Source organism: Williamsia sp. D3 (genome assembly GCF_000506245.1).
Classification (GTDB): Bacteria; Actinomycetota; Actinomycetes; order Mycobacteriales; family Mycobacteriaceae; genus Williamsia; species Williamsia muralis.
Window position 1 is genome coordinate 1 of record NZ_AYTE01000028.1, and the last position, 11,237, is coordinate 11,237.

An 11,237-nucleotide genomic window follows, 5' to 3' on the forward strand; every position below is an offset into this window, starting at 1 on the left:
GGGGCGTTGCCAGCCCCGGCGACCGCCACGCATCTGCCGTGGCTGAGGTGCCGGTGCCGTCGGCATGCCCGCAGATCGGGGTCGCTGCCCCACCGAGGGGCGGCGACTCGCGGAGTATCGCGTCGCAGCCATTACTGAACCGGGCTCAGCTCACAGCAGGAGTAGCAGCCGGAATCAGCTGCGGGAACTCCACGCGCACACCGGGAATGACCTTCTCGATCTGCGTACTGACCTGCGCGGTCACATCAGCGACGGTGTCGCGGGCGGTCTGCGCCAAGAACCCAGCCGCCTCATACGGAGCGTCGGCCTGCTCAGCTGACCACTCCAATGGCACGTTCACCGGGCCGACATTCACGTTGCCGCTGACATCACCGCGAGAGTTGACGACATAGTTGACAGTGCCGTTGCCCGGCAGGCCCTGTGCGTTGAGCTCGTACTGGTTGGCATCCGGATTCGGCGGCTCCGGCTTGCTCAACTCGCTTTCCGGGGTGCCCGGCGCGGTCGGTGTATCTCCGTTCGCTCCTGGATCGCCAGCACCGAACAGCCACCCCAGGGTTCCGCCGGTCACACCACCGATCGTCAGCGCCAATGCGAGGCCGGTGGCCGCGCCAGCAGCAGCACCGCCGCCGGCTCCGACCAGCGGTGCTACCGGGGGAAGTGGAGTGAACGGTGCGACAGCGGCACCGATACCCAGCCCGGCCAGTGCGCCGATCAGCGTCGCCGGCGGGACGAACAGAACAGTCGCGATCAGCATTCCGGTACCCGCACCCACGGCCATCGCTGCGGCCTGCCGCGAGGCCACATCAGCAGGCACCCCCACCGAGATTAACGCGCGAGCGAACTCCGATTCACCGTAGGCAGACCACCGATTGATCGAGCGGGTGTCGGCATCGGAGAGCACACCTTGCGGGGCGGTGATGTTGCCGACCCGGACGTTGCCTGGCTTCGGCAGAATCGGCCGGACCGGCTTGGTGGCCACGGGTGCGTGGATCGGTCCTTGCGGGACCGGGCTGTAGATCGTCGAATACGACGGCGGCGCTTGGTAGTAGGACGGATCGTACGACGAGTCCTCAGGAGTTCCCTCGTACACCGGCGGAGCACTAAATACCGGGTCAGGGATGGAGCCGGGGCCGTCATCAAACACGGGGGCGACCGGTTCGGCCGGTGCCGGCGGTGCGGCGGTAACACCGCCCTGGCCGGGGCCTCCAGACGGAGGCACAGTCACCCCGCCCTGGCCGCCGGGCTCGGCGAACGCTCCCCCGGCAGCGGCGGTACCGCAACTGACCACAGCAGCCGTCGCGATCGCGGCCGCGATCACCCGCCGCGACGCCAACGACGTGGCCTCCAACGAGCGGGTGAAGCTGTTGCCACGCGCTGGCAAGGCGTGACGAGGAGTATGAACGGCGTTATATGGCAAGGCATTTCCTTTCGACGTGAACAAACTGAGGGGCTTTGTAGATCTCCGCGAGGCATCGCGGTATTAGCGATGCATCAAGGGATGTGGAGTCGTTCAACCGTGTGACCGAGGGGACAGGTCGGGGCAGCAGCTTCCTCGCGATGGGGAAGACAGATGAAGCCCACAGGTTGCGCCGGGCAGCCAATCCTCGAGGCAGGCTTGGATATAACGCCTAAGCTGGGGACGTTCGGCTCTGTGGGCACAAAATCAGCGGCTGGACAGTGGGGGCCTTGTGAGTGCTTGGACGGCAAATCTTGAGCACTCGTTAGGGCCTTTTCGCCCTGGGAGAGGTTGGACGGCAAATCTTGGCCTCTCCCAGGGCCCCCCGGTCTGTCAGGTGGCCGCCCGCGGCGAATGTTCATCCGTGGCTCCGTCTTTCGAATTGCGGTACCCGGCGGTCGGCTCGCGACCAGCGATTTATGGCAGGACTATCTCCCGCGACGGACGCCACTAGTACGCCGAGTGGCGTCTGGGCGTTGATGCGGTACTTGACGGGCGTAAGCCGGAGCGCGAGACCGGGCCCCCCGGGCACGCAGTGAAGTCCGTAGTCGGTAGCAACGTCGTACCTCCCCGTTCGCAGTTGCTGGCAGTAGCATAGCGCACACGGTCCACTCTTTGAGTACCACTCGTACGTTATAAAGGCACTGTAAGCCAATCATATGGTGGTTGCAAGGACTGCAAAACTAGGAGCAAAACGGCGATGTTCCCTCTAATAGACGATTCGGAACCCAAAGCGGCCCCAAACACGTCAGATCTTGGCTTCGAGGCGGCCTTTAGCTGGGATACGGTTTCGATCATGCCGGGTGATTTAGAACGCTTGCAGCGCCTTGCGAAGGCCGTACTAGAACGGCGTCGCGCGCTCGCCCTCACGCGCGCAGAGGTGCACGGAAATGGCGGTCCGGCCGACACTACGATGGCGCGGATCGAAAACCCCGATGCTCAAACAACCGAGCCGAGGCCGACAACCCTGCGGCGCCTGGACAAGGGGCTGCAATGGCCGGAAGGCACGGCCGCCAAGATGCTTCACGGCGGCACATCCTCGTCCGGTGCTCCCGTTGACAATGAAACGCTCGAGTTAACAGATGCGCTGTCGTTCACCACGATTGAAATGCCCGTGGCGATCGTTCGAGACATTGTTCGTGCGGCTGATGGAGCGATTGGCTCCCCTTCGCCCGATACGCATGAGGCTTTGCGGAGGTGTGTTCAGCGTTTGACCGCTATCTACGCCACCGAAGTACTCGAGCGTGTGGGCGGACCTGGTGCGACGATTGCGCCGGCGATCGAGCTGACCTTTCGCGCGCATCTGAATTCCCCGCTCGCACCCGCGGGCGACCCTGCTCGTGTCGATCAGTTGTACCGACGGTGGCTCGCCGGCATGCTTCCGGAGGATGAAAAAGGCCTCATTGATGTCTTTACGGCGCGGTGGAGGGCTAAGCGGCGATCGATTATGCTGCGTCAGGAGAACGACTAGGAGGGGGTTCCATGTCTACGACTCTGCCGCTCGAGGTCCGCATCAGCCGACTGCGCGAGTTGGCTAACTATGTCGGGGAGCAACCTAAAACTAGCGCGGAACTGTCCCGCACCCTCAGTGACAGGCTGCATCGCCACATCGACAGCCACACAGTGGACCGGTGGTTTGCCGGAGAGGCACTCCCCTCCCTGGAAGAACGCACTGCCTTGGCTGTCTCGTTCGGCTTCGATGGCGAGGCAGCTGCCTACTTGGTCTCGGACAACCCTGACGTCTACACGCCATATGCCCTTCAACTTGAGAATTTCCTCCTCATTGCGAACAACACCACCGGTCTTATCGCGCTACGCGCGTCCGAGAAGCCCATGAGTGACAAGGCCCGGAGTGCACTCGCGCGTCTGGCCAACCCTGACAACTCTCTCGATGACGGCGTCTGATCCGGAGACGGTGGCCGCGGCCGCCGTTGCGCAAGTACCGTTCCGTCGGCCGTGGACTATCGAGGCAGCGATCGCGACGCTGTCCCTTGAGCGTGACCGACCCATAACCCTGCACGATCTGCCACCTGATCTTGTCGACGAGTGCTCCGCGGCGTGGGTGCCGACTGCGAACAGCGACCAGGTGTATGTCCGTCCAGATCTCACTGGCGTGCCCAGGGAGATTGCCATCGGACATGAACTCGGCCACATTCTGCTGCAACACACGCTTTCTGCCGAGGAACGCGAAAGCTACCTCGCATCGCTGTTTCCGTTGATGCCAGCGCGAATCGTCGCGAACGTGCTCACGCTGCCGTGTTCTCTCGCTCGGTCCAACTATGAGCACCCGTTCGAACTGCAGGCCGAGTGGTTCGCTCGTCTGCTCATCGCGCGCGCAGATGAGTACCGCGACACCATCATTCCCGCGAACGCGACCGCAGCCCAGCGGCGGATGCTCGAGAAAGCCGCTCAAACATTCGGCTGGCCGTGACCGTGAACCGGAGAACCGGATGATCTCTGTATTGACCGCCGGCATCTGCCTACTCCTGGTGGCAGTGGGCGTAGTGCGAATCCGAAACGGCTCGGCACAATCGACGCCGACCTACTGGGCCTACACCCAAGTGTGTTTGCTGGTGGGGCTGGCAAAACTCGCTCGCACCCCGGTCATCACCGACGACGTCATCAACCCGGCCTTAAAGACTGTCACTGGCCTGGCGAACGTCATGACATTTGTTGGAATGTCGCTCGCTGCATGCGCGACCGTTCCGGCGGTAGTCCTGATGCTCGCGCTCACAGGTCGGCCAGTGGCCTACCGGCCCTGGTTCATCGCCCAGGCCGCCATCGCTGGCGCGATGTTCATCGCGTATGTGATCTCACCGATTGCTGATATCCCCAGCTCCTACATCACCACCGACATCCCGTTCACTTGGTCGGTCTGGATGTATTGGGGTGTGTTCCTCGGATCAGTTGGGCTTGCGGGCGCTCTCAACGCCGCACTTGCCGTTCAGGCTGTCCGAGTAGTGCGAAGTGGTCCCTTCGCGCTCACGCTGAGCGGCTGGGCGACGACCGCAGCACTGGCCTGCATCTACACGGTCAACAAAATTGTCGATCTCGCGATGACCGAGCTCGACATCGAAGACAACTGGTACACCGAGCACGTCAAGACCATCTCGCTGATACTTGCTCTGCTCATCGCACTCGCGGCGATGGCGACCGTCCTGATCTACCCGGCGGTCCGACTCCCCTACCGGGTGCGGCGCTTCAAAGTGCTGAGGAAATCGGCAGCGACCTGGCTCGCGGCACGACAGGAGTACCCGGAGTTCGCACTGCCTATGGCCGACCCGCCGGCCACCCAGTGGCAGTGTTGGACAGCAGCCAAGGACCCTCTGTCGGCCTACAGCCTTCAAGTGGAGCTGGCCGATGCCCGCAACGCGGCCGACCGTAAGGCTGGTCGCCCCGCCGACGACCAGCCCACTGGCTCTATCGCTTAACAGCCTTGATGAGCCAAGCAATCTCTTGGCCGGGAGTCTCCTCGATGTCGTAGGGAATAGTGCGTCCCAAGCGCTGTGCGGCACTACCGAAGGTTTCAGCCTCAACATCCCAGCCGTATTCGTCCAACCAGCCAACCGGCTCAGCGACAATCGACTTGAACCCGTACCCGCCGGCATTGGTTGCTGCTGCGGCCATCTCGCGCGTCTGGGCTTCAACGAGAGCCCCCGCGCCGAAGTGGACCGCAAGTAGCTGGCTGCCCTGTGCGCTGTAGTCCGAAACCGTCTGAATCAGCTTTGCGACGACGTCATCGGAGAAATAGAACAGCACCCCCTCGATCACCCAAGCAGTCGCCACCTCGGGGTCAAACCCCGCGGTGGTCAACTCCCCGATCCAGTCCCCTTCCAGGTCGCCACTACGCGGCCGCCAGTCGGCTGGCACCACAACACCTTCCTCGGCGTACACCCGCTTCTTGTAAGCGATCACGTTCGCTTGATCGATCTCGAAAACGACGCACTGCGAGGGCAGCTCAAGGCGCGCGACCCGGGTGTCCAAACCGGAACCCAAGATCACGACCTGGGTCACCCCGCCGGCAATCGCGGCCTGCAGCGACGTGTCCAGAAAATGGGTGCGCACGATATTCGACTCGAACAGGCGCTGGCCCGTCATCTGCTCCAGCTGCACCGATGCCATGTCCAGACCCGAGTGCTCAACGAGACACGCCGCGTAGGGATCTGAAATAAGTGGCTCAGGCCGATCAGTCTCCAACGCACGCATCTTCGCTGTCAGAACTGCAGTTGCAGCGATATTTCCTACCTCAAAGTCCGTCATAAAGGCCCCTTTGTGTAGCGCAATACTTGTGTTGTGATGACTCTATAGGTGTTGTACGGATGACAGTAGGCATTGAAACTGTTAGCCTCGTCCCGTGCTGCAGCTTCGCCTTCCGATCTGCCAACAACAAGGTAGACCTTCGGGCCGACTCTCATTACCGACACATGGGTGGAAGGCCGCCTGCCGAGCCGTGCGCCCGATTCTATTCGGCGATGCATTCGGCGCGCGTCCGTCCGCTACTCGTGCAGTTAGACCAATGGGTGTCGCGCCTACTCTGAAGGGGCGGTGTGGCAAATGACATGTCGCAGTGCGACGATCGAGATGACCAGTGTCTGAAAGAGATTGGTGGCGGTTCGCTAGCAGTAAGGAATGTCCAGTTTCGTGTGGCGGGTTGGTTCCGCAGAGCGGCGGATCTTACCCGCTCCCGGCAGGGGGTGAGTCGGTGAGTAAAACAGAACAGACCATTGAGTTCTCAACGGAGCGGTCGACCTGCCGGGGTGTTTTCACCGCCCCGGCTATCGACGAGGCGAACGGGCTGACAGTTGTCGTCTGCCCGGGGCTGGGCGGCACCCGCGACGGTCCCGTAGTTCAGAGTGCCGTTCGAGGATTCAATGCAGCTGGGTTTGCGGTGTTCGCGTTTGACTACAGTTCCTTCGGCGACAGCGACGGTTCTCCACGCCAAGTTGCAGAGGTAGCTCTCCAAATTGAAGAGGTCGTCGCGGCCGTGAAGGCGGTGGCGAGACACTCTCGCGTGGACGCCAATCGTGTGGCGCTATGGGGTACATCGCTAGGCGGTGCTCACGCGATCGCCGCTGCGAGCAGGCACCCCGTGCGCGGCGTTGTTGCGCAGCTACCCTTCGTCGGAGTCGCGAGCAAGTCAGGCCTCCCGGGGACAATGCGTTTCGCCGCAGCGGCCGTGTCAGATCGGATCCGGCGAGCGCTCCGGCTCGAGCCTCATTACATTCCGCTCGTTGGCGCGGTAGGAAGCACCGCTGCTATGACTAACGCAGAGCCAGAAAGGGTTTCGCGGCTTTTCGACGGGACCTCCTGGTGCAACAAGGTTTCGGCTGGAGTATTACTTGATCTTGTCCGCTATCGGCCGGCTGAGTACGCTGCGGGCGCTCCCCCACTACTTCTTTGCGTTGGCGAAGACGATCCCATGACCCCGGGCTATCTGGTTGACGAGGTGGTAGCTGCGGCGCCCACGTGCGAGGTGAAAACGCTTCCTGTTGGCCATTTCGAGCTAGAGAACGGAGTGCACGAATCGGCTTGGATGGCGGCACAGGTCGACTTTCTCGAGCGCGTGATGGCGATTTGAGGCTGTGGTAGCGATCTTCGTGCAATCGGCACGCTGAACCTTCACAGCCAGCCGCACGGAAGATCTGTCGGTGCAGTGTTCTCCAACGGAGAACCTTCGGGGAATCTGTTTCTGTTACAGGCGTGTCGCTACCTGTTACTGGTACAGGTTTGCGCGACTATGAACGTGCTCCGCTGGCCGGGCTGCAAGGAAGGAAGGTCACCGAATGGCTCAACCGAATCTCGGAAAGCGCAAGGAACACATGGTGCGCGTCCCTGAACCTGTGGACGTACCCGAACTTGCAGCGCACGCCGGATACAGCCAGGTCAGCAGGTATGTAGCGGACCTATTATGCGACATCGCTGGTCGATCTGATCTCAAGGTCGGCCCCGACCTAGTGAAGGAGGGGCAGCTGCCTCTGACGGCCTAACGGCATAGGAACACCACACAACTTCACACGGCGGGTTTTCGCAACAAATTAAGAAACCCCCTGGCTGGCGGGCCAGAGGGCTTCTCAAGGTTTTGAACTCAGAGCGCCAACTCTGGGTCAGGACGGTTGCGAAACCGCCCCATTCCCCGAAGGGACTGTCTTGTCGGACAGGTCTCAGGGTAGCGCGCACCCTCTGGCGCGTGCAATCCCTGCACATAGCGTGTCGGATACAAAATCCGACTCTTTTCTTCTGGTCCGCCGTTACTGCGGGTCCAGCCCGGTGCGGCCCAGACGTGGTCGGAGCACCACAGCCCCCGTGCGTCTTCGAAAACTTGGGTGCTTTGGGCTACAGCCCATCGCTCTTGATCTCGGCGACTATGCACATGCGGGTGTTCCGTGCTGGAATCGCGACGAACATTGGCTGAGGTGGACGCTGCCGATTGCGTACGCGCAGCACTATGCGCGGGTGCTTCCGCACCTCGGTGGCCCAAAGAACGGCATTTCTCTTGCTGTATTGACCAAGGTGGCGGCCGCCCATGCCGTTCACGCTGATTATCGCACCGGCCGTAACTGCCGGCCTACTGTCGCGCGGGTTGCTGCAATAAGCGGGTGCGCCGAACGCACCGTCCAGCGCGCCCGCAAAGTGATGCGGCTGATTGGCGTTGCCACCGAAGTCATGCGTGGCCGTCAGCGAACGCTTGATGAGCGACTCGCCTCGTACCGAGTCGGAGACCGAGGTCGTGGATGGGCCTCGGTGTACGCACTGCACGGTGCGCAAGTTGTGGATAAACGCGCAGGTAATAGAACTGCGGCACCCCATCCCGAAGGGCGCCCTTTAGGGCGCTCATCTCACGTATCGAAGAACTTACTAACCCCATCCAGCAATGCTGGAGAGCAACAACGCCGCGCTACGCGCGACCCAGCAACTACAAGAACCCCACCGTCACGGCGCAAACCGGACACCAGAGGCCTGTTGCTCGCTTCAAGATGGCGAAGCAATGCGCGTACGCCGCAGTGGGCTCGGCGGTATACCCCTGCGGCCTGGTCACATGTCTTGGCGAAACCAGCGGCATACGGTTGGACTGACCGCGACCTCAATCAGTTGCTTCGCGACCACACGCTTCCCGGTAACGGCAACTGGGTCGCCCACGACCCGAAACGGCCGATTTTGTTGCTTGCGGGCATCTTGAATCGCCATGGTGACCTCAACAACCGACCTGCTGCTCTGGATGACGCTCGGCAAGAAGAATACGAAGTTCGCCGTCGAGGCGTGTTGCTATGCGACGCCTGCGATGATCACGGGTGGCTACTCCCCTACGGCGACGTCGCGGTTCGCTGCAGTCACGGAGAAAGGTGAAGAACTGCATGGCTCGAGCGTTAGCTGACAGGCAGGCCGATCATTTGGCTGCGGCGCCCTAGCTTGGACGTACGTTGTACCTGCTTAACGACAGGGTCGACGGCTTCGCTGGGTACGCACCACCAGGTGGACGAAACGGGGACGGACCTCAAGAAGCCCGATGCTGCTGATCCTGCGGTATTGCCGCGCTGCGGACGGCCTCTAACAGTCGGTTGAACTCCGTCGCCAATGTGCTCCCATCGTTAAGCCCGAGCAAGACTCCTTCGGCTCGCGCCACCGCGACTTCGATACCTGGAGCTACGGCGTGGTTGGGAGCGGCTGGTGCAGTATCAAGATCGAAAGCGGCGAGGTCGCGTGTGAGCATGTCGGCCATGGTCCGATGGTGTTCGATCTGCGCAGTAAGCCGTCGCGCGTCGCCTTCGGCCTCTCGCCGGCATTCGCTCGAACAGTACGTCCGCGGCCGCCCGCGCCCCATAGTTCGCCGAAATTCTTTGCGGCACTGAGGTCTTGCGCAGTAGGCAGTGACAACCGGTGCGCGTCCCGAGTCGTTCTCAAGGCCACGTGTGGTTGGGACAGCCTCGGCTACACGCCGGGTGCCAGGGGTCCGTTCCACATCTTATTGTCTCATAATTAGCGCAAAAATGCACCAGGCGCACTGCGTGTGACCTGCATCTTTGCGTAGCGGTAGTCCGGACTTGCGGTCGACTCGCCAGCATCGGCCGAGTTAAAAATGCGCGTAAAGCTCGACGATATACTTACATCGTTGTAATTCGGCCGAGTTTTCGCGGCTGGCAACATTGGCGACCGCCATCGCCAAGCCTGTATGCGCCGAACGATCGGAGTCCTACCCGCTCACTTAACGAACTCATGAACGCCCCGTAGCGCGGGCCCAAACGATAAGAACCCCCCGGGTACCAGCCGGAGGGCTCTTGATCTGGCATACGAGGTCGAGTAAGCGCTCGTCTCGCGGGTCTCGCCATTCCCCGAAGGGACTGTCTTGCCTGACAGGTCTCAGGGTAGCTCGCGCCCGAAAGCGCCCGCAATCCCTACACCCCGCGTGTCGCACAGTCGAACCCTTGATAGGCCCGCTTCCTCGTGTCTATCACTTCTGGCGTGGTGGCGGCGTTGGTCGCCACGCGCAACGGTGAGGCTCGACGTCGACAAAGATCATTCCTACCGCTCCTCGTCCTGGCCAATTTCACTGTCAGACATTCCGACCGCTAGCTATTTAGCAGACAGGTCTGGGGTCTTTCAGCTCCTAGCCTTCGACTTCGACGTCGGCCGGTACGGACGAGATGCAGTCGACGCCGATGCTTCGGTCATGGCCAGGGTGCTCGAGGAGCTAGGCGTTCCGCACCTCACTGTGCGGTCCGGCCCTGCCGGCGGCATCCATGTCTGGGTTCGATTGCAATACGGCGCAGATGCTCAATCAGTTGCTGCCTTGGCTCGAGCCGTTAGGTCCCACCTACCCACTCTCGATATCACTCCCCTTTGCAACCCGGCAACCGGCGCCGTCCGGATCCCTGGCTCAGCGCACCGCGCTGGAGGCTGTGCAGAACCGCTTCTCCGGGCCGATGACCTCGACGCAGCTCTATTGGCAATGGATCGAGATGCACCACCCGTGGAAGTCGTCGATTGGCTGCACGCTCGCTTCCCGACGCGGCCCACGCCTCGGGAGCACGCGCCGCACAAGGCGCTCGGAATTAGCACGACCGGTTCGGGTCCCGCCCAGAGATTAGACCGAGTTCGCACTCCTCTGACTGGGGGGACTGCGCAGCTACTCAACGACCCCCTTACGGCATCCTGCGATCGGTCATCCGTGGCGTGGAGAGTTCTGTTAGGCATGGCTGCCAGCGGGTGGTGTTGGACTGACGTCGTTGGTCAGATTCGAAGGCCAGGACTGACTCGACTGCGTGAGGATTACGAGAGCAACCCCGGCCGAGCTATCAAGCAGTGGCACAAAGCGTTAGCTGTAGCGGCACAAACAGCCTGGCCTAGAACAGCCTATGAGGTGTCGGATGATTCTGTCAGCGGCGCCATCGCTGAGGCAGAGAGTGCACTTCTGAGATGGCCTGCTCGATGGTCAGCTCCCGGCGGCGCCAGCGCTGACGGGGCTCAGGAAAATTCCCCAGTGGTGCTCATCGAAATTCCCCACCCGTGAGGTGGGTCTACTGTAGCGGCCGGCGGATGGTTCCGGCGGCGGTGCGGTGGTTTTCTGATCGGGCGTGGTGGTCTCGCAGGCGATAGGAATCGCCGTCGAGTTTGAGGACTACCGAGCGATGCAGGAGCCGATCGAGCATGGCCGCTGCGACGGTCGTGTCGCCGAGGACTTCGCCCCATTCGGAGATGCTGCGGTTGGTGGTGATCACGATCGACGTCTCTAAATATCGTTGTGCCACAACCTGAAACAACGCAGAGGCAGCCTCGGCAGGCAACG

9 protein-coding genes are annotated in these 11,237 nt (G+C 61.9%); 6 read left to right on the plus strand and 3 right to left on the minus strand.

Annotation, left to right across the window (positions count from 1 at the left end; translation table 11 throughout):
• Positions 1–145: 145 nt before the first annotated feature.
• The gene (locus W823_RS47460; RefSeq protein ID WP_023960016.1) at positions 146–1,381 is read right to left on the minus strand and encodes a hypothetical protein; all 1,236 of its coding nucleotides are present in this window, start codon (positions 1,379–1,381) and stop codon (positions 146–148) included.
• 775 nt (positions 1,382–2,156) lie between these two features.
• Between W823_RS47460 and W823_RS56710 the strand changes: the two genes are divergently transcribed.
• From W823_RS56710 to W823_RS47475, 4 genes are read left to right on the plus strand one after another with little or no spacing between them, the layout of a single operon-like run.
• A complete protein-coding gene (locus W823_RS56710) occupies positions 2,157–2,927 on the plus strand; it encodes a hypothetical protein (protein WP_023960018.1) in 771 nt (256 codons plus the stop codon).
• 11 nt (positions 2,928–2,938) lie between these two features.
• Positions 2,939–3,361 (plus strand): hypothetical protein, encoded by a 423-nt coding sequence (locus tag W823_RS47465; protein WP_023960020.1) that lies wholly within the window; start codon positions 2,939–2,941, stop codon positions 3,359–3,361.
• Entirely contained in the window at positions 3,348–3,887 is a 540-nt protein-coding gene (locus tag W823_RS47470; RefSeq protein WP_023960022.1) for a hypothetical protein, read from the plus strand. Before W823_RS47465 ends, W823_RS47470 begins: the two co-directional genes overlap by 14 nt.
• A gap of 19 nt (positions 3,888–3,906) precedes the next feature.
• Positions 3,907–4,887: a hypothetical protein gene (locus tag W823_RS47475; protein ID WP_023960024.1), complete on the plus strand. Its 981-nt coding sequence runs from the start codon at positions 3,907–3,909 to the stop codon at positions 4,885–4,887.
• On the opposite strand, the gene W823_RS56715 is transcribed toward W823_RS47475, so the two are convergent.
• The gene (locus W823_RS56715) at positions 4,877–5,716 is read right to left on the minus strand and encodes an SAM-dependent methyltransferase (RefSeq protein ID WP_023960026.1); all 840 of its coding nucleotides are present in this window, start codon (positions 5,714–5,716) and stop codon (positions 4,877–4,879) included. The genes W823_RS47475 and W823_RS56715 overlap by 11 nt on opposite strands.
• 442 nt (positions 5,717–6,158) lie before the next feature.
• On the opposite strand from W823_RS56715, the gene W823_RS0129885 reads away from it, so the two are divergent.
• Both W823_RS0129885 and W823_RS47495 read left to right on the plus strand, forming a co-directional pair.
• Positions 6,159–7,034, plus strand: coding sequence for an alpha/beta hydrolase (locus W823_RS0129885; protein ID WP_023960028.1), 876 nt, complete (start codon positions 6,159–6,161; stop codon positions 7,032–7,034).
• A gap of 1,605 nt (positions 7,035–8,639) precedes the next feature.
• On the plus strand, positions 8,640–8,828 hold the full coding sequence (locus tag W823_RS47495; protein ID WP_023960034.1) for a hypothetical protein: 189 nt from the start codon (positions 8,640–8,642) through the stop codon (positions 8,826–8,828).
• 2,140 nt (positions 8,829–10,968) lie between these two features.
• Here W823_RS47495 and W823_RS56720 read toward each other — a convergent pair.
• Positions 10,969–11,237, minus strand: a 269-nt coding sequence (locus W823_RS56720; RefSeq protein ID WP_161634028.1) for an ATP-binding protein, incomplete at its 5' end; no start/stop codon positions are given.